Annotated in this window: 24 protein-coding genes and 1 tRNA gene; 6 read left to right on the forward strand and 19 right to left on the reverse strand. The window is 61.7% G+C overall.

Annotation, left to right across the window (positions count from 1 at the left end; genetic code table 11):
• Positions 1–28 precede the first annotated feature (28 nt).
• The 4 genes from QHC67_RS13425 to QHC67_RS13440 form a co-directional block, all read right to left on the reverse strand.
• Positions 29–589, reverse strand: a complete 561-nt coding sequence (locus QHC67_RS13425) for a hypothetical protein (RefSeq protein ID WP_319295120.1) — start codon at positions 587–589, stop codon at positions 29–31.
• A gap of 21 nt (positions 590–610) precedes the next feature.
• Positions 611–1,804, reverse strand: coding sequence for an alpha/beta fold hydrolase (locus tag QHC67_RS13430; RefSeq protein ID WP_319295122.1), 1,194 nt, complete (start codon positions 1,802–1,804; stop codon positions 611–613).
• 391 nt (positions 1,805–2,195) lie between these two features.
• Positions 2,196–2,402, reverse strand: coding sequence for a DUF6771 family protein (locus tag QHC67_RS13435; RefSeq protein WP_319295124.1), 207 nt, complete (start codon positions 2,400–2,402; stop codon positions 2,196–2,198).
• The gene (locus tag QHC67_RS13440; protein ID WP_319295126.1) at positions 2,399–2,605 is read right to left on the reverse strand and encodes a hypothetical protein; all 207 of its coding nucleotides are present in this window, start codon (positions 2,603–2,605) and stop codon (positions 2,399–2,401) included. The genes QHC67_RS13435 and QHC67_RS13440 overlap by 4 nt, the downstream gene beginning before the upstream one ends.
• A gap of 251 nt (positions 2,606–2,856) precedes the next feature.
• Here QHC67_RS13440 and QHC67_RS13445 point away from each other — a divergent pair, with 251 nt between their 5' ends.
• From QHC67_RS13445 to QHC67_RS13455, 3 genes are read left to right on the forward strand one after another with little or no spacing between them, the layout of a single operon-like run.
• Positions 2,857–3,450 (forward strand): DUF3489 domain-containing protein, encoded by a 594-nt coding sequence (locus QHC67_RS13445; protein ID WP_319295128.1) that lies wholly within the window; start codon positions 2,857–2,859, stop codon positions 3,448–3,450.
• Positions 3,447–3,899, forward strand: a complete 453-nt coding sequence (locus QHC67_RS13450; RefSeq protein ID WP_319295129.1) for a DUF2924 domain-containing protein — start codon at positions 3,447–3,449, stop codon at positions 3,897–3,899. The genes QHC67_RS13445 and QHC67_RS13450 overlap by 4 nt, the downstream gene beginning before the upstream one ends.
• Positions 3,892–5,547 (forward strand): recombinase family protein, encoded by a 1,656-nt coding sequence (locus QHC67_RS13455; protein WP_319295131.1) that lies wholly within the window; start codon positions 3,892–3,894, stop codon positions 5,545–5,547. The genes QHC67_RS13450 and QHC67_RS13455 overlap by 8 nt, the downstream gene beginning before the upstream one ends.
• Positions 5,548–5,792: 245 nt before the next feature.
• Here the strand turns inward: QHC67_RS13455 and QHC67_RS13460 are convergent.
• The 3 genes from QHC67_RS13460 to dapB form a co-directional block, all read right to left on the reverse strand.
• Positions 5,793–5,869, reverse strand: a tRNA-Arg gene (locus tag QHC67_RS13460).
• Positions 5,870–5,936: 67 nt separating this feature from the next.
• Complete coding sequence (gene nth, locus QHC67_RS13465; protein ID WP_319295133.1) at positions 5,937–6,608, reverse strand: endonuclease III; 672 nt, start codon at positions 6,606–6,608, stop codon at positions 5,937–5,939.
• A gap of 6 nt (positions 6,609–6,614) precedes the next feature.
• Positions 6,615–7,382: a 4-hydroxy-tetrahydrodipicolinate reductase gene (dapB, locus tag QHC67_RS13470; RefSeq protein WP_319295135.1), complete on the reverse strand. Its 768-nt coding sequence runs from the start codon at positions 7,380–7,382 to the stop codon at positions 6,615–6,617.
• A gap of 40 nt (positions 7,383–7,422) precedes the next feature.
• Between dapB and QHC67_RS13475 the strand changes: the two genes are divergently transcribed.
• Positions 7,423–8,124, forward strand: coding sequence for an NAD-dependent deacylase (locus QHC67_RS13475; RefSeq protein WP_319295137.1), 702 nt, complete (start codon positions 7,423–7,425; stop codon positions 8,122–8,124).
• Here QHC67_RS13475 and QHC67_RS13480 read toward each other — a convergent pair.
• The 3 genes from QHC67_RS13480 to QHC67_RS13490 all read right to left on the reverse strand — a co-directional run bounded on the left by QHC67_RS13480 (position 8,121) and on the right by QHC67_RS13490 (position 10,691).
• Positions 8,121–9,425 carry an MFS transporter gene (locus QHC67_RS13480; RefSeq protein ID WP_319295139.1) on the reverse strand — a complete coding sequence of 435 codons (1,305 nt, stop codon included), beginning with the start codon at positions 9,423–9,425 and terminating at the stop codon, positions 8,121–8,123. The genes QHC67_RS13475 and QHC67_RS13480 overlap by 4 nt on opposite strands.
• Before the next feature lie 75 nt (positions 9,426–9,500).
• Positions 9,501–9,959, reverse strand: coding sequence for a vgr related protein (locus tag QHC67_RS13485; protein ID WP_319295141.1), 459 nt, complete (start codon positions 9,957–9,959; stop codon positions 9,501–9,503).
• Positions 9,960–10,691, reverse strand: a complete 732-nt coding sequence (locus tag QHC67_RS13490) for a phosphatase PAP2 family protein (protein ID WP_319295143.1) — start codon at positions 10,689–10,691, stop codon at positions 9,960–9,962.
• A gap of 221 nt (positions 10,692–10,912) precedes the next feature.
• Here QHC67_RS13490 and QHC67_RS13495 point away from each other — a divergent pair, with 221 nt between their 5' ends.
• Both QHC67_RS13495 and QHC67_RS13500 read left to right on the forward strand, forming a co-directional pair.
• Positions 10,913–12,946: a PBP1A family penicillin-binding protein gene (locus QHC67_RS13495; RefSeq protein WP_319295145.1), complete on the forward strand. Its 2,034-nt coding sequence runs from the start codon at positions 10,913–10,915 to the stop codon at positions 12,944–12,946.
• A 58-nt stretch (positions 12,947–13,004) separates the two neighbouring features.
• On the forward strand, positions 13,005–14,222 hold the full coding sequence (locus QHC67_RS13500) for a hypothetical protein (RefSeq protein ID WP_319295147.1): 1,218 nt from the start codon (positions 13,005–13,007) through the stop codon (positions 14,220–14,222).
• Positions 14,223–14,290: 68 nt separating this feature from the next.
• Here the strand turns inward: QHC67_RS13500 and rpmE are convergent, their stop codons facing one another.
• The 9 genes from rpmE to frr all read right to left on the reverse strand — a co-directional run bounded on the left by rpmE (position 14,291) and on the right by frr (position 23,018).
• Positions 14,291–14,515, reverse strand: a complete 225-nt coding sequence (gene rpmE, locus QHC67_RS13505; RefSeq protein WP_104953960.1) for a 50S ribosomal protein L31 — start codon at positions 14,513–14,515, stop codon at positions 14,291–14,293.
• Positions 14,516–14,620: 105 nt separating this feature from the next.
• Positions 14,621–15,103, reverse strand: coding sequence for a 3-hydroxyacyl-ACP dehydratase FabZ (gene fabZ / locus QHC67_RS13510; RefSeq protein ID WP_319295149.1), 483 nt, complete (start codon positions 15,101–15,103; stop codon positions 14,621–14,623).
• Between the two features lie 13 nt (positions 15,104–15,116).
• Positions 15,117–15,782: an OmpH family outer membrane protein gene (locus tag QHC67_RS13515; protein ID WP_319295151.1), complete on the reverse strand. Its 666-nt coding sequence runs from the start codon at positions 15,780–15,782 to the stop codon at positions 15,117–15,119.
• Entirely contained in the window at positions 15,782–18,466 is a 2,685-nt protein-coding gene (gene bamA, locus QHC67_RS13520) for an outer membrane protein assembly factor BamA (protein WP_413818543.1), read from the reverse strand. Before bamA ends, QHC67_RS13515 begins: the two co-directional genes overlap by 1 nt.
• A gap of 103 nt (positions 18,467–18,569) precedes the next feature.
• Positions 18,570–19,703, reverse strand: a complete 1,134-nt coding sequence (gene rseP / locus QHC67_RS13525) for an RIP metalloprotease RseP (protein ID WP_319295153.1) — start codon at positions 19,701–19,703, stop codon at positions 18,570–18,572.
• A complete protein-coding gene (locus tag QHC67_RS13530) occupies positions 19,700–20,860 on the reverse strand; it encodes a 1-deoxy-D-xylulose-5-phosphate reductoisomerase (RefSeq protein ID WP_319295155.1) in 1,161 nt (386 codons plus the stop codon). The genes rseP and QHC67_RS13530 overlap by 4 nt, the downstream gene beginning before the upstream one ends.
• Positions 20,857–21,639 (reverse strand): phosphatidate cytidylyltransferase, encoded by a 783-nt coding sequence (locus tag QHC67_RS13535; protein ID WP_319295156.1) that lies wholly within the window; start codon positions 21,637–21,639, stop codon positions 20,857–20,859. Before QHC67_RS13535 ends, QHC67_RS13530 begins: the two co-directional genes overlap by 4 nt.
• Before the next feature lie 39 nt (positions 21,640–21,678).
• Entirely contained in the window at positions 21,679–22,434 is a 756-nt protein-coding gene (locus QHC67_RS13540; protein WP_319295158.1) for an isoprenyl transferase, read from the reverse strand.
• Positions 22,435–22,460: 26 nt separating this feature from the next.
• A complete protein-coding gene (gene frr / locus QHC67_RS13545; RefSeq protein WP_319295160.1) occupies positions 22,461–23,018 on the reverse strand; it encodes a ribosome recycling factor in 558 nt (185 codons plus the stop codon).

Below are 23,018 nucleotides of genomic sequence, written 5' to 3' on the forward strand. Positions count from 1 at the left end.
CCCCTCAAATCTCGCTTAGGGCATTGAATCATGCCAACACGGTCAGGTGAAGAGCCTTTTTCCGCGACCTGTTAAAGGTAGTAGGGGAATTCGGCTGGACCTCCGCGAAGTCGGGCTCGAACGAGAAATCTGGAACCTCTATCTCGACTTTGCCGAGGTCCGGGCGCTTGCGGCGGACGGCTGCGAGACGCGACATCTCATTCTCGGCGGCAGTTACGAGATCGATGGGTAGCACCGCCTTCCGCGCGCCCGCGCAGGCCGTGTTCGTCACTGCCATCGCGGCGATCGACCTCGTGCCGAAGTATAGAAGCAATGTCCCCGCCGCGAGGATCTGGTCCTGCCGCTCCGCCGGCTCAAAGGCCGGATCCGCATCCGAGAAGACCTTATGGAAGGCGGTCAGCGCGGTCGCGAGATCTTCCTGCTGGAGCCCTCCGGCCGGCGGCTTCGTCCCAAAGGCGAGGCGGGCGAGCATTTCGATCCGCGCGGTGGTGTATGTGCGAGCGTAGGTTTCGATGGCCGCCCAACGCAGATCCCTCTGGTCGCCATCGATTGAGATCTCGGAGAACAGTTTCGGAAAGTCTTTGTGCATTTGGATCGTGCTCCCGATTTCTCATTCTCTTTCATCGACCAGCTGCTCCAGCAGGTCGAGAAGATTGCGCTCCGATGCGCGTATGAAGGCGATGCCGTAGCGCTGCGGCTCAGGCAGGTTGATCTCGTCCTCCGTGATCAGGCCGAGTTCGAGTGCGATCTCACGCCGGTGGCTTGCATCTAAATCCCAGAAGCGGTCGATGAGATGTTTAGTTGTTGGGTCGCCCATAATTACCTCTAGAATTAGGTGGGGGGCGGGGACAATAGCCTCCTCAACGACAGAAATTGCCGTCCGGGAAGGCCCGAGATGCGGATTCAGGCATAGAAATTTTTCAGAAGCGGTGTCATTGATGGAGATAGGTAACGACTGTTCGTCCGATCCTACCGGTTGAATGCTGCTATGCTTAGATGACTCTGTCGAGATCGTCGTTCTAACGTGGGTCTGGCGCCATTCCCTTACGAAGCGCTTAAGTTGACGATGTTGGACCGCATGTTCATCATTAATTTTCGCGATTGAGAAATGGTCTGACTCGGGCACCTTGTAGGGCTCGCCAAAATAGCGGGCTCCAGAGAACGGCTCGACGACCTGTTTGCGCCACAGCCAACGTAAAGCGATGAAGCGATCCTCGATCAATTCTTTGCCTACAAGGGAGAGACGACCCTGCTCCTTCAAGTTCAGAAAATCCCGGTCGAGGTCAGCCAGCCACATATTAGATCGAGCGAAACGTAGAGCGCCTGCTTGAGAGTGTCCAACGAGTTTGGCGAGCGGCTTAAGCCAGTCAGCATAGTCCGCTCCCAGCGAAGGTGATGCCAGAAGGAAGATCGCCACCTGTGCATGACGCTCGATCAGCTCCGCGGCTCGCGATACTAAGTATCTGCGCGCGACGATCCCGCCCATGCTGTGACAAACCAATATCAACCCCGCCGAACCGGTGATCCCATCGAGAGCGAGATGTTCCTTTAATGCGTCAACAGCGTCCGCCAGGTGGTAGCTACCGGAAAAGAAGCCGGTTCTATAAGTGAAGACGTAGACGCCAAGGTCCAACATCTCCGCATCATTAGCGACAATGTCTGGCCAGTAGGCTCCGCTTGCGTGCCGCCAGCAACTTTCGCCACTCGACAGAACGCCGTGAATAAACACAACGACGGGTGCGGTCGACGATCCATGTTTAACCCAATCGCCCTTCATCGCCGCCCCTTCGCCATTGTCTTTCATTAGCGAGTGCGATGCCAATATGCACGCGTGAACCGCTACGCACACACATCTATCTGCTATCCGCGACGACCCCATGAACTCACGTTTACTACCGTGAAGTGCGGAGAGACAGCTGGGTGTCATCTTCTGTGTCATGCAACGCCAGTACGAATGTCGGCTTTTAGCAATTGTAGCTCATGAGCTGCGTGTCGACTTACGGCTTAGCTTTTGTTGTTCCGCGATGTCGAACGCCCGGGTGGGGAACGTCGGCTTCGTTGGCGGCAGCCGTCATCAACGCAGAACGCCGGGAATGTCAGCTATCTTAACATAGTTGCTCCGAAGCCGACATTCGCGAATGTCCCAGCTCTCGCCGAAAAGCCGACGATTCGCTGCTCGACTTGGACTATGTCATTTAGCCAGTGGCACCTTGATCCGCACCTAACGCGGCGGCAATCATGGCCGCGAGGCTTTCCTCGGCGCGCACGCGCAGGGTTGCGTCGGTTGAAGCAAGATCATGCCGGATCCACTGCGGGGCCTTGGCCAGAACGGCGGTGACGATGGCGGTGAGATCGGGCTGGTCCATGACTGTGGCACCAGCAGCGATCGCGGTGCCGGTCAAGAGCGGCTGTTATCCACCATGTCGATGGCGTCGATGAGCTTGATGGCCTGCTCTGCCAGATAGCGGACCTGCACCACAAGGTCACCGGTATGTGGGCAGCGTGGGTCCTGCCCTTCAACCGCAAAGGCTGCGGCATCCTCGAACTTGGCGGTGAGCAGCGCAAACAGCGCACTGTTGAGCGCATTGCAGTCGTCGTCTTGCATGGGGGTGTCGCCTCCTGCGCGCCAGAAGCGATACTGTCGCGGCGCAGTCCAGATGCAGCTTTTTCAAGGCCATGCACTTTCTGCACTGACCGGTCGCTTTTCCATTCGACTTCGCTGCCGAACAGAGCGAACGCTATTCATGTTGAACGCACGGGGTTTGGATCTCAAAGCCCCTGCCCCGATGGCTTGAGGCCCACGGGGCTTTGGGTGGTGGGAGCAGCATCAGCTGCTCTGACACAAGGAGACCACCTATGACTGGCATCACCCGCTTGACCGACATCCAACTGATGCTGCTTGCCACCGCTGCACGCCGTGACAATGGAAGCCTGCTGCCGCCGCCCGAGCCACTGGGCGAGGGACCTGCCCGCATCCGCAAAGCGGTCGAAGCCCTGATCCGCCGCGGCCTTGCTGCAGAAGCAGAACTTGCCCCCGGCGCCGACGCTTGGCGCTCCGTGGGCAATCGCGCGGTTGGCGTCGTCATCACCGACGCCGGGCGAGCGGCTATAGCGGTGGATCCTGCTGAGGATGATAATGAAGGTCAGGCAGCTACGTCTCCCCCAGCAGTAAGTCATGCACCTGCTGCCGAAGTGCTGACATCCTCGGCCGCAGTTGACGCGCCCGCCCCTGCCCAACCCGCTCCTGCCCGCACCAAGACGGCCGAAGTGCTCGAACTCCTGCGCCGGGAGAGCGGCGCGACGCTCGACGAGCTCACAACCGCCACTGGCTGGCTACCGCATACGACGCGCGCAGCGCTGACCGGCCTGCGCAAGAAGGGGCACGCCATCGTGCGTGGCAAGCGCGACGAGCTAAGCTGCTACACGCTCAACGCCGAGGTCGCAGCATGAAGCGGGCAGCCATGGAAGCGCGGGTCGCCGCGCTTCCCTCCCTCTCCTCGGCCCAGCTGCGCTCAGAATGGCTGCAGCTCTACAAGGCCCCTGCCGCATCGCTCACCACCGACCTGCTCCGTCGCGGCATTGCGGGTAAGCTGCAGGAGAAAGCGGGTGGTGGCTATAGGCCAGCGACCTTGCGCGAGATCGAGCGCCTATGCCGCGAGCTTGGCCGGACCGGCGAGGCAACGTCTGGTCCGGCGATCCGCATTAAACCCGGCACAAGGCTGGTGCGAAGTTGGGGTGGCGTCAGCCACCATGTGGTAGTGCTGGAGAAAGGCTTCCTCTACCGCGAGCAGCACTATGCCTCGCTCAGCAGCATCGCACGCTTGATTACCGGCGCGACATGGTCTGGACCGCGCTTCTTCGGACTTGCGTCTCGCTCCAGGACGACGGCCGATGCGTAAGACCGACACCACAGCGCCGCGCGCCCTGCGCTGCGCCATCTACACGCGCAAGTCGACTGAGGAAGGACTGGAGCAGGCGTTCAACAGCCTGGACGCGCAGCGTGAAGCCTGTGCCGCCTATATCTTGAGTCAACGGCATGAAGGCTGGTCGCTGGTGCCAAACTATTATGATGATGGCGGCTATTCAGGCGGCACGATGGAACGCCCTGGATTGAAGGTCCTGCTTGCCGAGGTAGAAGCCGGGCGCGTTGACATCATCATCGTCTACAAGGTCGATCGCCTCACCCGCAGCCTGTCGGACTTTGCCAGGATCGTCGACATACTCGACGCCGCTTCAGCGAGCTTCGTCTCGGTGACCCAGTCGTTCAACACCACCACCAGTATGGGACGGCTTACACTGAATGTCCTGCTCTCCTTCGCCCAGTTCGAGCGTGAGGTGACGGGCGAGCGCATCCGCGACAAGATCGCCGCATCTAAGGCCAAGGGCATGTGGATGGGCGGTGTTATACCGCTGGGCTATCGACTGGAGGAGCGCAAGCTGCACGTCGCGCCGGACGAGGCCAACATCGTGCGCCTGATCTTTACGCGCTATCTCGAACTTGGCTCAGCGCTGCAGCTTATGACCGAGCTTCGGCGGCAGGGTATCCATGGACGCATGCGCACGAACCGGCATGGACGCAGCTATGGCGGCGGCGCGTTCAGCCGCGGTGCGCTCTACGCGATCCTGAAGAACCGCCTCTATGTCGGAGAGATCGTTCATAAGGGCCGCATCTATGCTGGCGAGCACACCGGCATCATCGGGCCAGAGCTATTCGACCAGGTCCAGCAGCAGCTTGCTGAGGCACGGGTGGAGCGCAGCCACGGTGTCAATGCTGATGAGCCCAGTCCGCTCGCGGGACTGCTATGGGATGGACATGGCCGTCGCCTGTCACCCAGTCATGCAGCGCGAAGCGGCAAGCGCTATCGCTATTATGTCTCGGCGCTGCAGGGCGATGATCGGGATGAACCCTGCTGGCGCATCAGCGCACCAGACGTCGAAACGCTGGTGGCGGCAAGACTGGCGGGCGGGATTGACGATGCCATCGCCGCCAGCATCGCCTCGGGTGCGTTGTCAGGCGATGCCATCGAAAAGCTGAAGAAGGCGGGGAACGATGCCATCGAGCAAATCCATGGCCTGCCGCATGTGCAACGGCGCGCCTTCCTTGCCCTGATCACGCGCGTGGATCTTTCCGAAGCGCATCTCACCATCACAGCAAACCTCAGCGCCATCGATGCCGGCCTTGCCTCACCGGTTATCGCCGTGCCCATCGGCTTCGTCCGATCGGGCCGACAGATCAAGCTAGTGCTGCCGCCGGCGCACGAAGACATGCCAGCGCCTAACGCCGCGCTGCTCAAGCTGATCGCACAGGCCTTTTCGGCACGGCGTGAACTGGAAAATGGCGGATCCTTCGATGCCGTCGCCGAGAGGCTTGGCTATGGTCGCCACTATCTTGCCGACCTGCTGCGGACGAGCTTTCTATCGCCTAAGATCATCACGGCCATCGTCGAGGGTCGGCAGCCGGCATCGCTTTCTCGCACCGAGTTGATACGGACCAAGAACCTTTCGCTGCTCTGGTCCGAGCAGGAGACCCTGTTCGGCATCACCTGATCGCTTACATGTCTGATGCATCTGGGCGAGGCCATGGCCTCGCCCTTCTCGTTCCGGCCACTCACAAATCTCGCGGCTACCAACAAAGGGATTCCAGATATCGGGCATATTCTAACCAGTGAACCGTGCCGAAAGTGTCTGCATTTCGCACCCCGCAAAGGAGGTGGCGGTAAGTACCGGAATTTGCCTGAGAAAATCATCCCACAGCGACCTATGTCGCGACCACAGTGGTACTGAGGTGAAAGTGGTGCACCCGACAGGATTCGAACCTGTGGCCTCTGCCTTCGGAGGGCAGCGCTCTATCCAGCTGAGCTACGGGTGCCTGGGCGATGCGCCGTTGGGGTCGCTTAGCAAAGGCGGTGGGGCAGCGCCAGCGGCAAAATGATCCTTCATGGGATTGTCGCGACGGCGTTGCCCTTCGTGGCCGGAGGCGGCGTCTTGGGTTTGTAGCGGCACAGGTCCACGACGATACAGCGCCAGCATTCGGGCTTGCGCGCCTTGCAGACGTAGCGGCCGTGCAGGATCAGCCAGTGATGCGCGTCGCGCCGAAAGGGTGCGGGCGTTTGCTTGTCCAGCTTCGCCTCGACTTCCACCACGTTCTTGCCGGGCGCGAGGCCCGTGCGATTGCCGACGCGGAAGATGTGCGTGTCTACGGCGAACGTCTCCGCCCCGAACGCGGTGTTCATGACCACATTGGCGGTCTTGCGCCCTACTCCCGGCAGCGTGGTGAGGGGGTCGCGGTCTTGCGGCACCTTTCCCCCGAAATCCCGCACCAGCATTTCCGACAAAGCGATCACGTTCTTCGCCTTGGCATTGTAGAGGCCGATGGTCTTGATGTGCTGCTTCAGGCCCTCCTCGCCCAGCGCCACCATCTGTTCGGGCGTTTCGACTTGCTGGAAAAGCCGATGGGTCGCCTTGTTGACGCCGACGTCAGTGGACTGCGCCGAGAGTGTCACCGCGACCAGCAACTGATAGTCGTTGCCATAGGCGAGTTCCGTCCGCGGCGCGGGATTGTCTTCGGCCAGCCGCCGGTAGAATTCGAAGATGTCGGCCTTCTTCATCGCAGCTCAGAGGCCGAGCACGCTTTTCATGTCGTATCGCCCGGCAGGCTGCGCCGTGAGCCACATCGCGGCCTTGAGCGCACCGCGCGCAAAGATGGTGCGGTTCTCCGCGCGATGGCCAAGTTCTATGCGTTCGCCTTCGGCCGCGAAGATCACCTGATGATCGCCCGAGACCGATCCGCCGCGCAGTGATGCGAAACCGATGCTTCCGACGTCTCGCGCGCCTGTGATGCCGTCGCGACCGCGCGCGCTGTTCTCACCGAGGGCGATGCCCCGCCCCCGCGCTGCGGCTTCGCCCAGCAACAGTGCAGTGCCGGACGGCGCATCGACCTTATGCCGGTGGTGCATCTCTACAATCTCTATGTCCCAGTCATTGCCCAGCCGCTGCGCCGCTTCTTCCACGAGAGCCGCGAGCAGGTTAACGCCCAGCGAGGTGTTCCCCGTTTGCAGCACCGCGATCTGTTCCGCCGCCTGATCGATCAGCGCGTGATGCACGCTCTCCAGCCCGGTCGTGCCGATCACGACCGGACGGCGCGCGGCAATGCAGGCGTCCAGATGCACGCCCAGCGCAGAGGGCGAGGAGAAGTCGATCAGCACGCCGCTTGCTTCGGCCAGCGCGAGAGGATCGCTGCCAATGGCGATGCCAGGTGCGATCTCGCCGCTGCTGCCCGCGCGATCGACGCCGCCCGAAATGCCAACGCCCGCTTCAGTAGCGGCAGCGGCGATCGCGTGCCCCATGCGTCCTGCCGCACCGTAAATGCCTATCGCGGTCATCGCTGTTGCGCCTCTGCTGCCTTCATGCTTCGATGCGCGGATGCCAGACATTCGCAACATTGTCATCCTCACCGGCGCAGGAATTTCCGCCGAGAGCGGCCTTGCGACCTTTCGTGGGCCGGATGGGCTGTGGGAAGGGCATCGTGTGGAGGACGTCTGTACGCCCGAAGCACTCGCCCGCAATCCGGCGCTGGTGCATCGCTTCTATGACGAGCGCCGCGCGAAGCTGACGGAGGTGACGCCGAACGCAGCGCATGCGGCGCTCGCGGAACTCGACCGCGCCTGGCCGGGGGAATTGCTGATCGTGACGCAGAATGTGGACGACCTGCATGAGCGCGCCGGAGCCAACCGGATGCTGCATATGCATGGCGAGTTGATGTCGGCGCTCTGTGCTGCCTGCGGAACGTCCAAGCCGTGGCACGACGCGCTACCGCCAGAGACGCCCTGCCCTTTCTGCAACGCACCGGCGCTGCGCCCGGACATCGTGTTCTTTGGCGAAATGCCTTATGAGATGGACCGGATCGACGCGGCGCTGCGGGATGCGGATCTGTTCGTTTCCATCGGCACGTCGGGCGCAGTCTACCCCGCGGCCGGGTTCGTGCAGACCGCCCGGCATATCGGAGCGCGGACGCTGGAACTCAATCTCGATTCATCAGCGGGCAGCATTTACTTCGACGAGACACGTACAGGTCCGGCGAGTGTGCTGGTTCCCGACTGGGTGAAAGAGGTGCTGCAGCTTTAGTCCAGGTCGCGGTCGATAAGACTGTGCCGCTTGGTGTCGCGCATCCAGAGATAGGCGATCAGCGACACCCCGATCATGCCGGTGACATACCAGTAGAATAGCGACTCCATGCCGATGTCCTTGAGGTAGAAAGCGACATATTCGGCGGTTCCACCGAACAGCGCATTGGCTATCGCATAGGGCAGCGCGACGCCCAGAGCGCGAATGTTCGCTGGGAACAGCTCTGCCTTAACGACGGCGTTGATCGCGGTGTAGCCACTGACGATGGCGAGCGCGAGGAGGACCAGCAAGAATGCCTCTATGGGATTGCGCACGGCCTCCAGCGACCGGAATATCCATACCGTTGCGGCGACGCCCAACACGCCAAAGCTTATCATGATCGGCCGACGCCCGATCCGGTCGGACAGCCCGCCCACCAGCGGTTGCAAAGCCATGTAGACGAGCAGCGCGCAGGCCATGATGGCAGTGGCCGTCTCGCGGCTGAACCCCGACGTGTTCACCAGGAATTTCTGCATGTACGTCGAATAGGCATAGAAGGCGAGCGTGCCTCCTGCAGTCAGCGCGATAACGAGCAGCGCTTGCCCCGGATAATGGCGGAACAGTGCGAACATGCCGGACTTCGGCCCTTCGCGCTCTTTCGCCGCGTGAAAAGATTGCGTCTCCATCAGCCGCCGCCGGAGATAGAGCACACTGACGGCCAGAGCGCCGCCAATTAGGAACGGGATGCGCCATCCCCATGCCTCCAGCGTCGCCTCACTCATCGTCGCCTGAAGAACGAGAAGCACGGCAAGCGCCAGCAATTGCCCCATGATCAGCGTCACATATTGGAAGCTGGAGAAGAAGCCGCGATGCTTCTGGCTCGCCATTTCCGACAGGTAGGTGGCGCTTGCCCCATATTCGCCGCCTACGCTGAGGCCCTGCATCAGCCGCGCGAGGATCAGCAGCGCGGGCGACCAGTATCCGATGGCCGCATAGCCAGGCGCGACCGCGATCAACAGCGAACCGCCGCACATCAGGCCAATGGAGAGCGTAAGCCCCGCCTTGCGCCCATGCCGGTCTGCATAGACGCCCATGATCCAAGCGCCGATCGGACGCATCAGAAAGCCCACTGCGAAGACCGCGGCGGTATTCAGCAACTGCGCCGTCTGATCCCCCTTCGGGAAGAAGACCGGCGCGAAATACAGTGCGAAGGCCGAGTACACATACCAGTCATACCATTCGACCAGATTGCCCGCTGAGCCGCCGAAGATCGCAAAAAGGCGGCTGCGCTGTGTCGGTGCCGGTGGGACGGGATCGGGCATGCAGGTCCTTCGGGCTTGAGGCTGCTCCTGATCGAACGTTTCGCCCCTGTACGTCAACTGCCGATTGCGCCGTGTTCAGCCAGTGCCGAAAGGCAATATGCTTTCGAGCGTCGCGAGCGGCGGTGCGCCGGGCACGGCGACGCCGTGCCGCATCAGGAAAACGTGGCGGGCGATCTCCGCCTGCTGCTCGATGCCATAGCGCGTGAGCGTCCAGCCCGGCTTGATGGTGTAGCTGTAACGGCAGAAGGGATGCCGCTTCAGCACCAGATTGACGCCGCGTTGATGTTGCCACACGTGCACCAGTTCGTGGATCAAATGCCCCTGCATCGCGATGCTGTTGCTGGCAAAGCAGTCGCAATAGCTGTGGCCTTTCGGATGGAAATGGATCGCGCCGCGCGGCGCCATGGTGACGTTGCGTGGCTGGAAGGGCCACCATTTGCGATGGTGCAGTCGCACGCGGTCAAGGTCGATCGCGTTCCCGAACACGCTCTTTGCCAAGGCTCTCTCAGCGGCAGTTAGTGGCCGTCCGGTCATCTACTGCACCTTGGGCGTAGTGCCCGGCTCCAGCGTATGGCTCTGTTGCAGGCGCCTCGCCAATAGCGAGCACAGCACTGCCCAGCTTGCACCCACCATCCATCCGGCAAGAACATCACTTGGCCAATGGACGCCCAGATACACGCGCGACGCCCCGATCATCAGGGCAAGCGTGATCGACACCGACAACAGATAGATCCGCAATATCCGAACCTGCTGCGTGCGTGCCAGCAATGCGCCGAGCGTCAGGTAGACAATGGCCGAGTTCATCGCGTGACCGCTCGGGAAACTGGTGGAATGCACGTCCACCAGATGCGCAACCACATCGGGGCGGGGACGATTGAACAGCGATTTTAGGATCGTGCTGAGGGTGGCCCCGCCTGCGATGGCGAGCACCACGAACAGCGCGGTCGCACGCCGCCGCGCGACCATGAGGAACCCTGCCACTGCTACCGTGATGAGGGTCAGCACGGTCCATCCACCCAGTGCGGTGATATCCCGCACGCAAAGCAGGAACCAGCGCGGTCCAACTGGCGTATCCGGATCGCCCGGCACCCGAAGCGCCGAGATGATGGCGTGATCGAGCGCCATGGAGTCTCCCTCCATCACCTCCGACGCAAGCTTGCCGAATACGAACAGCGCGAGGCATATGGCAAGAAAGCTAAGCAACAGCCGAGCGTCTACGCGGATGCTGTCACGCCAGAAGGATGTCAGGCGTTGGAATGGGTTCACGTCATGATCCTCAACGAAGTGCGGCTTTCCATCGCATAGCCCGGATAGTTGCGACACAGGAAACGCCTGTAGATGCTCATGGGGTGCAACGGAGTGGTTGATCGTGGATTATACCGACGTACCACGCTATCGCTGGAAAACGGACGCGCGCCGTACTTGCAGAAACAAACTTCCGGAAGACTTGACTGTATGGCTTGTGTAACACAGTACAGACATTCTGCATGACATCTTTTCCCGAACCGATTTCCGACCGCGTCCCGCCGCCGTCCTCCGCAGGTTTCGGCGAGGGGCCGCCGAGTAGCTTTCCCTCCCGCACGCCCTGGCGCAAGAGGGTGCGCATTGCCGGCTGGGTGTTCGCCGCCATGCTCGCCATCTTCATGGCGCTGGTGGCGTGGTTGGCGATCACGGCACCCCTTTCCCGCTCGCTCAAGCCCATAGCGCCACCCAGTATCACGCTGAAGTCGGCGGACGGCGTAGTCATCGCCCGCAAGGGAGCGATCATCGACCGGCCGGTCACGATCGCGGAATTGCCGGAGCATGTTCCCCAAGCCTTCATGGCGATTGAGGACCGGCGGTTCTACAGCCATCTGGGCATCGATCCGCGCGGCATTGCCCGTGCGCTGTGGAGCAACACCATTCACGGCACCCATCAGGGCGGCAGCACGATCACGCAGCAGTTGGCAAAGGGCGTGTTCCTCAACAGCGACCGCACCGCAGGGCGAAAGCTGCGTGAGGCGATGATCGCGCTTTGGCTGGAGGCGTGGCTGACGAAGGACCAGATTCTCGAACGCTATATGTCCAACGTCTACTTCGGCGACAATGTCTATGGACTGCGTGCGGCGGCCAAGCATTACTTCAATCGCAGCCCCGACGATCTGACGATCCCGCAGGCAGCCATGCTCGCGGGCTTGCTCAAGGCGCCTTCCCGGCTGGCGCCGACATCGAACTTATCTGGCGCACGCGAGCGGGCCGCGCTGGTGATGCAGGCCATGGTGGAAGCGGGCTACATCGGCCAGGCGCGGAAAGATGCCCTTCGCCCGGCCCGGCTGAACGTGCGAAAGACTCCCGAAGCGACGAGCGGCACCTATTTCGCCGACTGGGTGCTGCCGGAAGCGCGGGACCGGGCAGGCGCCGTCTATGGCGCACAGGACATAGTGACTACGCTGGACAGCAGGCTGCAAAAACAGGCCGAGGGCGCTGCGCGGCGCGCCCCGCTGGGCAAGGCTCAGATTGCCCTGGTCGCAATGACGCCGGAGGGGACCGTTGTCGCCATGGTGGGCGGCAAGCGCTACAAGGATAGCGCCTTCAACCGAGCGGTGCAGGCGAAGCGGCAGCCGGGATCGACCTTCAAGCTGTTCGTCTATCTCGCCGCTTTCCGCGCGGGCATGACTCCCGACGACATGATCGACGATACGCCGATCACCGAAGGAGAGTATCGCCCGTCCAACCATGACAGACGCTATCGCGGCAGGATCACCCTACGTCAGGCGTTCGCCGTGTCCAGCAACGTGGCGGCGGTGCGGCTGGCCCAGAAAGTCGGCATCCGTAATGTCATCAAGGTGGCGCAGGAGCTTGGCATCGCCAGCCCGATAGCGGAAAACCTCTCCAGTGCGCTCGGCACGTCGGAAGTGACGATCCTGGAGTTGACGCAAGCCTATGCAGCGATTGCTGCAGGGGCGTATCCCGTCAAGGCGCATGGCCTCCCGCCGGAGGAGCGCAGCTGGGTCGCATCGCTGATGGAGCGGCAGAAATCCTTGCCCGAAGACGAACTGGAGATGATCCGGGACTTGCTGTCCTCCGCTGCCAATCGCGGCACGGGTACTGCCGCCGCGTTGCGCACCAGCACCTTTGGCAAAACCGGGACGACACAGGACAACCGGGACGCGATCTTCGTCGGCTATGCAGGCGGGCTGGTGACGGCCGTCTGGATCGGCAATGACGACAACACTCCCCTGCCGGGCTTTGCGGGCGGCGGTGTCCCTGCGCGAGTGTGGCGCGACTTCATGGCGCGCGCGATCGATGAACCCAGTTCCGACGTCGTCCTGCCCGAAGATGGCGGCGACATCGTGAACTCCATTGCCAATGTCAGCCTTTCCACCGAGCTTGGAAATGTGAACATCGACTTGGGATCGGAGGGCATAGACATCGGCATCGAGCCGGATCTGCCGGACGATCCCGACGCGCCGCCTTCTACTCCTGCACCGCGCATAGTGCCTACGCAGCCGACGAACGAGCCGCCCCTGCCACCGCAATAAGGGCTTGAGCCGATGCTGCGGTGCGGTAGGCTGGGCTCTCCTCCGGAGAATCGCGACGATGGATCAGGTTACGAACATGCGCTGGCCCATCGGCGCGGCATTGCTTCTGGGGCTCGGCGCGTCGGTGCAGGCCGAGAAGCCGATTGCACGACCTGCATCTCTCACTGAGGTGTACACCGAAATCTTGGCGGCCAAGGGTACGCCGGTTCCTCGGTTCAAGGTCGATGCCGCATGGCCAACGTTGCCCGACGACATGATGCTCGGCCAGGTCAGCGGCGTGGCGGTCGACAAAGACAATGACGTCTGGATAATCCACAGGCCGCACTCGTTGAGCCCGACCGACAACGGCCTTGCGCAAAACCCGCCGATCGCAAAGTGCTGCCGCCCCGCGCCCACCATCGTGCGGTTCAGCCAGGCGGGTGCCTATCTCGCGGGCTGGGGAACGCCTGATACAGGTCCGGTGATCGACGGCGTCAGCCAGTGGCCGAAAAGCGGGCACGGCATCTATGTGGATGCCGCCAAGACCGTGTGGTTCGGTGGCAATGGCGATGGCGACCACGCAGTGCTCAATTTCTCTGCGGACGGAAAATTCATCAAAAGCTATGGGCGGCGGGAGCAAACGCGCGGGAACCTGGACAAGGCGGCGCTCGGCAATCCGGCCGATGTAATGCACGAAGACGGCGAAGTCCTGATCGCGGATGGCTATGTCAACAAGCGCATCATCGGCTTCGATCACAGGACAGATGCATTCCGCACCTATTGGGGCGCCTATGGGGTGGTGCCCGGCGGCGAGTCACGAGCTGGCCATTTCGACCAATCCCAAGCGTCGAGCGCGTCGGACGGAGGCGCCAATCCTGAATCGAAGCAATTTGGCGACATCGTCCATTGCATAGTGAAGGCCAAGGACGATCATTTCTACGTCTGCGACCGGCGAAACAACCGCGCGCAGTTGTTCAGGCGCGATGCCAAGGGCAACGCCGTATTCGTGCGCGACATCGTCATAGCGCCCGAAACTGGGGGCACGCGCACCGTGACGGACATCGCGCTATCGCCCGACGAGAAATATCTTTACGTCGCGGACATGATGAACGGGCGCATCTGGATCCTGCTGAGGTCCACGCATCAGGTGCTCGGCGCGATCGGGCGCAACGGGCGCTATGCGGGCGAATTCACCTGGTTGCACAGCATCGACACGGACTCCGAAGGCAATATCTATGCGACGGAAGTCAGCACAGGCCGCCGCGTCCAGAAGTTCGTCCTGACCGGCATCGAATAGCATTCACGCTCGGCAGCACAAAAAAGGGCGCCCGCGGGCGCCCTCTTCGTAGCCGGAAGTTCCGAAACTTACTTCTTCAGCGTCAGGCCGCCGAAGCGCTTGTTGAAGCGTGCAACCTGGCCGCCCTGATCCAGCTGACGCGTGCCGCCGGTCCAGGCCGGGTGCGACTTGGGATCGATGTCGAGCGCCAGCGTATCGCCTTCCTTGCCCCAGGTCGAGCGCGTGCGATAGGTAGTGCCGTCAGTCATCTGGACGGTGATGAAGTGATAGTCGGGATGCGTGTCGGTCTTCATGGGTAATGCTCCGGTGATGGCCGGTTCCGACCGGCCTGTGGATGCGTGGAAACTCTGCGAAGGCGCGCGGTTAGCGAGTCTGGCGCGAAAAGGCAATACGCTGCGTTATTTCGGCGGATCGGCAATCATCGCCGTGCAACTGGCTTCGGCCATCAACTTGCCGTCGACCATTGCCTTGCCGGAGAATTTGCAGATCGCACCGCGCAGCGTGTTGAACTCCACATGGATGTCCAGCAGGCAACCCGGCTCCACCGGCGCACGGAACTTCGCGCCGTCGATGCCCATGAAATAGACGAGCTTGCCGGTGCCCGAAAGCCCCAGCGACTCCACCGCCAGCACACCAGCCGCCTGCGCGATCGCTTCCACGATCAGCACGCCCGGCATGATTGGCCGCTCGGGGAAGTGTCCGGCAAAGAACGGCTCGTTGATCGTCACGGCCTTTACCGCATGGATGCTCTTGCTCGGCACCATCGAAACGACGCGGTCGATCAGCAGCATCGGGAAACGATGCGGCAGCGCGGCCATGACCCCCCGGATATCCAGGGGGCCACGGATTTCCGCCGCTTCGGGCACATTTGTGTCAGTCACTGGAATCGACCGATCAGCGCGTGGTCGGCCTCTGAGCCGGGTTAGTCGGCGCGGCAGATGCAGCAGGCGCGGCCTGCTGCTGGCCACGCTGAGCAGGCTGCCAGCCTGCGGGAGGCGTGATGCCGACGCTCGGCACGAGCGCGTTGAGTTCCGTAACCACCGCAGCCGTGATGTCGACAGTCGGCTGATAGGAAACGGTCGCGTCAGGCGTGAGAACCAGGTCGACCTTCGCCTTGGTCATCGCACTTTTGAGCGCATCGGAAAGCTTGGCCGTGATCTGCTGCTCGACATAGGCATTGGCGAGCGCGATGGGCTGGCCAAGACGCTGCAGTTCCTGCTGATAGGTCTGGGTCTGCGCCTGATACTGCTCATATTGCGTCTGAAGCGCCGGAGTCGGCTTGCCGCCTGCCCCGTTGATAGCCGTCTGCAGCGCTTCGCCCCGGGTCTTCAGATCGGCGTCGATTACCGTCTTGCGAGCGTTGAACGCGTCGATTTGCGCCTTGTACGTGGTGCGCATCTGCGTCTGCGCCGTGGTGTACGCGACGCTGGTGCCAACGGCCTGTTCCAGATTGGCAACCGCGATGCCGCTCTTCGATTGAGCAGCGGCGGGCGCGGAAGCCAGCGCGATTGCCGTCATCGGCGCAAGGGCCAGCGCGGCAGCTTTGAAAATCGTCTTCATCAGAATTGAGTCCCTACGTTGAAAGTAATGAGTTTGTCGTCGTCCCCTGGTTCCTTGAGCAGCGCCTTCGCGATGTCGATCCGGAACGGGCCGAAGGGCGAGTTCCAGTTGACACCAAAGCCCACCGAAAGGCGCGGTTTCAGCGTATCGCCGGTATAGACTTCCTCGAAGTTGTTGCTCACTGTCGACCCCGCCGGGCATCCTGGATTACGAGGAGTTCCCGGTGCTGGCGTAGTCGTAGTAGTTCCCGTGCCAGCGGTTGTGCAGTACCCTGCAAAACCATTAGTGATTGGATCCTTGATTCCAGCGACCGCCCCAACATCGACATAAACAGAGGGCCGCAAACCCAATTCACGAGCGCCTGATCCAAGTGGGATTTCCACCTCGCCTCGCGCCATGTAGTACATCCGGCCACCGAGCGCATCGTCCGTGCGGTTATCGTTACTATCAACGCGCACATATTCCCCGGCAGTGGCTCCCGGCTGAAGGTAATAGCGCAAGACACGCGGTCCGATCCCTCGGATCGCGAAGCCGCGCATCTGCGGCTCACCCAAGAAAAAGCGATCCGTCAAGCGGACGCGCTCCACTTCGATGGTAGGATTAGAACGATCGAACCGCGCTTTTTCAAGCGAGTGGATATAGCCGCCTTCCGCCGACAGGCTGGCAATAAAGCCGCTCCCGATATTGAAGTGCTTCGTCGCGTTCAGCCGCGTCTTGATATATTTCACACTGCCGCCTAGTCCCGCAAAATCCTGGCTCAGTGACAAGCTTTGCCCGCGCGTAGGCCGGATGCGATTGTCTCGATTATCAAAAATTACCGAGTAACCAATGGAAGAAGTTGTGCGCTTGCCGATTGCATCGCAAAGATAGCGGCCCGCCTGAATAGGATCGCAGTCATCGGTACCGCTATTGCCCCGGATGCCGTCACCATTATCATCTGTAAAATAGGTCGACCGGGCAAGCGTCACATCGTCAAAGCTCAGCCCATAACGCAGCGCCAGAGACATATACTCGGTGAGTGGCACGCCTGCGCGAAGCTGGAAGCCGGTGCTGGTCTGCTCGTAAGTGGTATTACGGTCGTTGTTGAGGCCATATTGGAAGCTGTTGAGGTCGCGGCGGAAGATGTCCCCGCCCACCGCAATGTTCTTGTCGAGCAAATACGGCTCGGTAAAGCCGACCTCTACCGACTTGGAATAGCTGGAATAGTTGACGCTGGTGCGCAGCTCCTGGCCCTTGCCGCGGAAGTTGCGCTGTGTGACCGATCCGGAAATAATGAAGCGCTCAAGGCTGGAGAAACCGGCTGACAGCGACAGCTCGCCCGTCGACTTTTCCTCGACATTGGTTTCCAGGATGATGCGGTCGGGCGTCGATCCGGGCTTCTGCTCGATGTCCAGCTTCTCTTGGAAGAAGCCGAGCGAGTTGATGCGATCTTTCGAACGCTTGACGGCGAAGCTGTTGAACGCATCGCCTTCCGCCAAACGGAATTCGCGACGGATTACCTTGTCCTGCGTCAGCGTGTTGCCGTTGATGTCCACCCGCTCGACATAGACGCGTGGCGCATTGGCGATGCGGAAGGTGATCCCCATCGTCAGGTTTTCCTTGCTCCGATTAAAATCCGGAGACACGTCGGCGAAGGCGTAACCGAACAGGCCGGCCGTTTCGTTCAGCTGATCGACGGTGTCCTCGACCTGCTTCGCATTGTACCAGTCGCTCTTTTTCATCGGCAGCAGCTTGGTCAGCGAATCGCCGGACAGGTCGCGAATTTCGCTCTCGACCTTCACGTCACCGAATTTGTAGCGGTCGCCTTCCTCCACCACATAAGTGATGATGAAGTCCTGCTTGTCAGGCGTCAATTCCGCGACGGCCGAGATCACGCGGAAATCGGCATAGCCCTGCGTCAGGTAGAACTGGCGCAGCTTCTGCTGGTCATAGGCCAGACGATCGGGGTCATAGCTGGTGCCCGAGGAGAACAAGCGGAACCAGCGTGCGGCCTTGGTCGCCATCTCGCCCTGGAGGCGGCCGTCCTTGAACTTCTCGTTGCCGATAATGTTGATCTGGCGGACCTTGGACTTGGGACCCTCGCTGATTTCAAAGACGATGTCGACGCGGTTCTGGTCAAGCTGCACCATCTTCGGCTCGACCGTGGCGGCAAAGCGGCCTTGGCGACGATAGAGTTCGATGATGCGAGCGACGTCGGCGCGAACCTTCGACCGAGTATAGATCTGGCGCGGCGCAAGCTTGATTTCCGGCCGGATCTTGTCTTCCTTCAGCCGCTTGTTGCCTTCCAGCACGATGCGGTTGATGACCGGGTTTTCCTTGATCTCGATGGTCAGCACACCCGCATCGTCGCGGATCTGCACATCGGCGAACAGCTCCGTCTCGAACAAGTCTCGCAGAGCCTGATCGAGGCTTTCGCGCGTGTAGGGCTGACCGACGCGCAGCTTGGTGTAGGAAAGCACCGTGTCCGGCTCCAGGCGCTGCTGGCCGGTGATGTTGATCGCTTTGATCGGCGCGGCCACCTGCGCCGCCGGGGGCGTGGCGGGCGCAGCGGCGGCAGGCGCCGGCGCAACCTGACCCAGCACAGCGGAGGGCACACCCGCCAGCATCGTTCCCGCCAACAGGGCAACCAGGCCCAGGCGCTGTTGCACCGGCCGGTCGAATTTGCTGCTCTTGGTCGCTGTCACCCGCTTCACCCTTGAAATAAGATCGTGGCCATCGGCCGAAGAATTGTGCTCTCTGGTATCGGATTGTTGCCCGAGCCCCCGCCTGCTCACTGCCCGAACCGGGTCAGCCGATCAAGCCGGACAGGCTTCTCCACAGGCCGAAAGACGACAAATCGTTGAATGTCACCAGCACCATCATGGTGAGAAGAACCATCAGGCCCGACCGATAGGCCATTTCCTGCACCTGCGGGCTGACCGGACGCCCCTTTATCCCCTCGATTGCATAGAACAGCAGATGGCCGCCATCCAACATCGGAATTGGCAAGAGGTTGATGAACCCCAAGTTAATCGAGATGAAGGCCATCAGGAATATGAAGCTTTGCCACCCCATATTCGCAGCCTGGCCCGATACGTCCGCGATTTTCAGCGGTCCGCCCAGTTCCTTGACCGAGCGCCGTCCGGTGACGATCTGCCAAAGGCCGTCCAGCGCGGACGTAAATAGCTGCCCAACCTTGCGCGCGCCCACGATCGGCGCTTCGATGATGCTGACGGGACGGAACACCAGCGGCGCAGAAGCCACACCCAACTGTCCCAGCCTGAAGATATTGCCGAAGCGGTCCTTCTCGATCCTGGTTCCGGCTGCGATCGAGATGTCGAACTTCCGCCCGTCTCGTTCGATGACATAAGGCAGCACTTCATTGGGGCGCAGCGTCACTATGGACGAAATGTCGGAGAAATCCTCGATCTCCCGTCCCATAATGCTGACGATCCGGTCGCCTTTCCTTAGACCTGCCGACTGCGCAGCCGATCCGGCAGATACTGCGCCGACGACCGGGGGGCTTTGCGGGTCACCCTGAACATAGGCCAGGCCGCCGAGCAACAGGATCGCCGCAAGGAAGTTGATTGCAGGGCCCGCGAAAACGATAGCCGCGCGCTGCCATACCGGCTTCGCAGGGAAACTCTCTGCGCGTTCGTGCGCGGGCATTTCCAGCCATGCCGGATCTGCTTGGCTGGCGGCGTTCATGTCGCCCTTGAACTTCACATATCCGCCCAGCGGCAGCATCGCGACGCGCCAGCGAGTGCCGCGCTTGTCGACCCAGGCGAACAATTCCCTGCCGAAGCCGATGGAGAACGCCTCGGCCTTCACCCCGCACCAGCGGCCGACGATATAATGGCCGAATTCATGGACGAAGACGAGCGGGCCGATAATGGCGAGGAAAGCGAATATGGTCAGTAGAAGGCCCGGATTTTCAATCAAGCTTGCACTCTTTCCACGATGCGGGACGCGGCCTCTCGTGCCTGACCATCCGCCTCCAATATCCCCGCGATGTCACGCGGCTTTGGCGCGCTATAGCCTGCCAGCACCTCTTCCACAATCGTGGCGATGTCCAGGAACCCGATCCGCCCGGAAAGGAACGCGGCGACCGCCACTTCATTGGCGGCATTGAGCGTCGCTGGATGGCCGCCCCCTGCCCTCGCCGCCTCGCGCGCCAGTCGCAATCCTGGAAACCGAACCTGATCGGGCGCCTCGAAGTCCAGCCGTCCGATCGTCACCAGATCGAGCGGCTGACAGGGCGTTGCCATCCGTTTCGGCCAGGCAAGTGCGTGGGCTATCGGAATGCGCATGTCCGGGCTGCCAAGCTGCGCCAGCGTGGAATGGTCGCGATATTCGACCAACGAATGAATGACCGACTGCGGGTGGACGAGGATGTCGATATTGTCGAGGCCAATGGGAAACAAGTGATCGGCTTCGATCAGTTCCAGTCCCTTGTTCATCATCGTGGCGCTGTCGATGCTGATCTTCGCGCCCATCGACCAGTTGGGATGCTTGACGGCTTGCGCGGGAGTGACAGCCGCCATCTGATCGCGCGTAAACTCACGGAATGGCCCGCCACTGGCCGTCAGCGTTATACGTCGCACATCTTCTAAACGACTGCCCGCAAGACATTGGAAGATAGCATTATGTTCGCTGTCAACGGGTAACAGTGTTGCGCCCGATGCGCGTACTGCCTCCATCATCAGGCCGCCCGCCGAGACCAGCGATTCCTTGTTCGCAAGCGCGACGCTGTTGCCGCGCTCCAGAGCGGCCAAGGTCGGTTCCAGCCCCGCCGTGCCGACAATGGCCGCCATGGTCCAGTCCACGTCCAGTCGCGCTACGTCCACCAGCGCCTCAGCCCCGGCCTCTACCTCTATGCCGCTACCGGACAGCGCCTCCTTGAGGTCTGCATACAGCGCCTCCTGCCCTATCACTGCGACTTCGGCGCTATGGGCGCGGGCCGCTGCGGCAAGCGCGGGGACGTCGCTATGCGCGGTCAGCGCCACCACGCTCCAGGCATCGTCGTCACGCCCGATAAGGTCGAGCGTCGACGTCCCCACTGACCCCGTCGCGCCGAATATCGAAATGCGCCGCGTCATAGCAACCCCGGCAGCGCCACCAGGAGCGCAGCGAGCGGCGCGGCCGTCACGACACCGTCCAGCCGGTCCAGTACGCCGCCATGGCCCGGCAGCAGGTTGCCGCTATCCTTGACGCCAGCCCGCCGCTTCAGCGCACTTTCGAACAAGTCTCCGCCCTGCGCCGCTACTGCCAAGATGCCGCATGCCGCAGCCAGCCGGAGCGGCAACCCGGCAGCAAAATGCAGCGTGAAGCCAAATGCGAGCGCCGCCAGTACGCCGCCGCCGAGCCCGGCCCATGTCTTCGAAGGGCTGATCGAGGGCGCGAGCTTTGGACCGCCAATAGATCGGCCGGCAAAATACGCGCCGATGTCCGTCGCCCAGACTAGCCCCAGCGCCCAGAAGGCCAGCAGCAGGCCCTGCGGCTGCGCGCGCAGGAACAGGAGCGCCAGCACGGGCACGCCAACATAGGCGATACCAAGCGCCAGTGGAACGGAGCGCGTGATGACGACCACGAACACCATCGCGCCCATAATGAGCCCGATGGCCAGAAACGATGGTCCGGCGGCGAGCGGATCGGGGGCCATGATTGCCAGGGGCACGCAGATCGCGAACATCGAAATCCTGCGCGCCCGCGCATCGGCACCGATCAGGCTCGCCCATTCGCCCTGCATCAGGACACCGGCAACGGACGCCAAAATCCAGAACAGGATGTGGCCCATCAGCAGAGCCGCCACCGCTACGCAGATCAGCGCGAGGCCGACCATGGCTCGGGTCTTGAGGTCGCTTGGACGCCCGGTCATTATACCTTCAAGCCCCGGTTCCGCACGAAAATGCTTCGGTCAAAGGCCACCATAACGGCGGTCTCGATGCTTGAACGCGTGGAGCGCACCGGAAAGGGCTGCCGTGTCGAAGTCCGGCCACAGCACGTCGGTAAAATACAGTTCGGCATAAGCCGCCTGCCACAACAGGAAGTTGCTGAGCCGCATCTCGCCGGAGGTCCGGATCATAAGGTCGAGCGGCGGCAAGCCCACGGTATCCAAGGACGCGTGCAGATGTTCCGCGCAGATCTCATCCGGCAAAATTTCTCCGGCCGCTGCCCGCGCAGCCAATGACTGAACCGCACGGACCATTTCATCCTGCGATCCGTAATTGAGGGCAATTGCCAGAACCGGACCGCTGTTTGTCGCCGTCCTTGCCAGAGCATTGTCGATCAAGGCCACGAGTGACGGCTCCAGCGCCCGATAGTTGCCGATCACGCGCAACCGCACGTTATCCGCCACCATTTCCTCTATATCCGCTTCGATGAACCGCCGAAGCAGTCCCATCAGGTCGGCGATTTCCGCCGCGGGCCGCTTCCAGTTCTCCGACGAGAAGGCATAGAGAGTCAGGCATTCGATGTTCAGTTCGCGCGCTGCCCGCGCGATCCGCCGCACCGCCTCCACGCCTGCCTTATGCCCGGCGAAACGCGGCAGCAGGCGCTTCTTCGCCCACCGCCCATTACCATCCATGATGATCGCGACATGACGCGCGCCATGATCGGGGACGTCATGCGGCGAAACGCTGGTGTGTGCGCTGGAGGATGCCTGGGTTGCCACGGTAAAACTATGTGCCGATTTGCGGCTTATTGGCCAAGTATTTCTTTTTCCTTGGCACTGGCCGTCGCGTCGATGTCGGCGATGGTCGCATCGGTCATCTTCTGGACTTCGGTTTCCAGCCGCTTGCGATCATCTTCGCTGATCTCGCCTTTCTTCTCGTCCGCCTTCAGGCTGTCCATGCCGTCGCGGCGCACATTACGCACCGCAATGCGCGCGCCTTCCGCATATTTGCTGGCAAGCTTGGCCAGTTCCTTGCGGCGCTCCTCGGTAAGGTCGGGGATCGGCAGGCGCAGCGTCGTGCCATCGGTGATCGGATTGAGCCCCAGCCCGGCCGAGCGGATTGCCTTTTCGACGGGCGTCACATTGCTGCGGTCCCACACCTGCACGGAAATCATGCGCGGTTCGGGCGCTGAGACTGTCGCCACCTGATTGAGCGGCATATGCGCGCCGTAAACTTCGACCGTCACCGGATCGAGCAGCGCCGTATTGGCGCGCCCCGTGCGCAGGCCCGAGAGGTCGCCCTTTAGCGATTCGACTGCCCCGGACATGCGGCGTTCCAGATCGCTCTTGCTATATTGCGCCAT

Origin of the sequence: Sphingobium sp. (assembly GCF_033795625.1) — a bacterium.
Lineage (GTDB): Bacteria > Pseudomonadota > Alphaproteobacteria > Sphingomonadales > Sphingomonadaceae > Sphingobium.

Excerpts from the sequence above, each read along its gene's own strand:
- QHC67_RS13440 (WP_319295126.1), bottom strand. The coding sequence starts at position 2,605 with ATGCAAGACGACGACTGCAATGCGCTCAACAGTGCGCTGTTTGCGCTG.
- QHC67_RS13430 (WP_319295122.1), bottom strand. The coding sequence starts at position 1,804 with ATGAAAGACAATGGCGAAGGGGCGGCGATGAAGGGCGATTGGGTTAAA.
- dapB (WP_319295135.1), bottom strand. The coding sequence starts at position 7,382 with ATGACCGCGATAGGCATTTACGGTGCGGCAGGACGCATGGGGCACGCG.
- QHC67_RS13445 (WP_319295128.1), top strand. The coding sequence starts at position 2,857 with ATGACTGGCATCACCCGCTTGACCGACATCCAACTGATGCTGCTTGCC.
- rpmE (WP_104953960.1), bottom strand. The coding sequence starts at position 14,515 with ATGAAGACCGACACGCATCCCGACTATCACTTCATCACCGTCCAGATG.
- QHC67_RS13425 (WP_319295120.1), bottom strand. The coding sequence starts at position 589 with ATGCACAAAGACTTTCCGAAACTGTTCTCCGAGATCTCAATCGATGGC.
- frr (WP_319295160.1), bottom strand. The coding sequence starts at position 23,018 with ATGGCGCAATATAGCAAGAGCGATCTGGAACGCCGCATGTCCGGGGCA.
- QHC67_RS13450 (WP_319295129.1), top strand. The coding sequence starts at position 3,447 with ATGAAGCGGGCAGCCATGGAAGCGCGGGTCGCCGCGCTTCCCTCCCTC.
- QHC67_RS13515 (WP_319295151.1), bottom strand. The coding sequence starts at position 15,782 with ATGAAGACGATTTTCAAAGCTGCCGCGCTGGCCCTTGCGCCGATGACG.
- QHC67_RS13535 (WP_319295156.1), bottom strand. The coding sequence starts at position 21,639 with ATGACCGGGCGTCCAAGCGACCTCAAGACCCGAGCCATGGTCGGCCTC.
- QHC67_RS13480 (WP_319295139.1), bottom strand. The coding sequence starts at position 9,425 with ATGCCCGATCCCGTCCCACCGGCACCGACACAGCGCAGCCGCCTTTTT.
- QHC67_RS13530 (WP_319295155.1), bottom strand. The coding sequence starts at position 20,860 with ATGACGCGGCGCATTTCGATATTCGGCGCGACGGGGTCAGTGGGGACG.
- QHC67_RS13500 (WP_319295147.1), top strand. The coding sequence starts at position 13,005 with ATGGATCAGGTTACGAACATGCGCTGGCCCATCGGCGCGGCATTGCTT.
- QHC67_RS13485 (WP_319295141.1), bottom strand. The coding sequence starts at position 9,959 with ATGACCGGACGGCCACTAACTGCCGCTGAGAGAGCCTTGGCAAAGAGC.
- QHC67_RS13455 (WP_319295131.1), top strand. The coding sequence starts at position 3,892 with ATGCGTAAGACCGACACCACAGCGCCGCGCGCCCTGCGCTGCGCCATC.
- QHC67_RS13475 (WP_319295137.1), top strand. The coding sequence starts at position 7,423 with ATGCCAGACATTCGCAACATTGTCATCCTCACCGGCGCAGGAATTTCC.
- nth (WP_319295133.1), bottom strand. The coding sequence starts at position 6,608 with ATGAAGAAGGCCGACATCTTCGAATTCTACCGGCGGCTGGCCGAAGAC.
- QHC67_RS13495 (WP_319295145.1), top strand. The coding sequence starts at position 10,913 with ATGACATCTTTTCCCGAACCGATTTCCGACCGCGTCCCGCCGCCGTCC.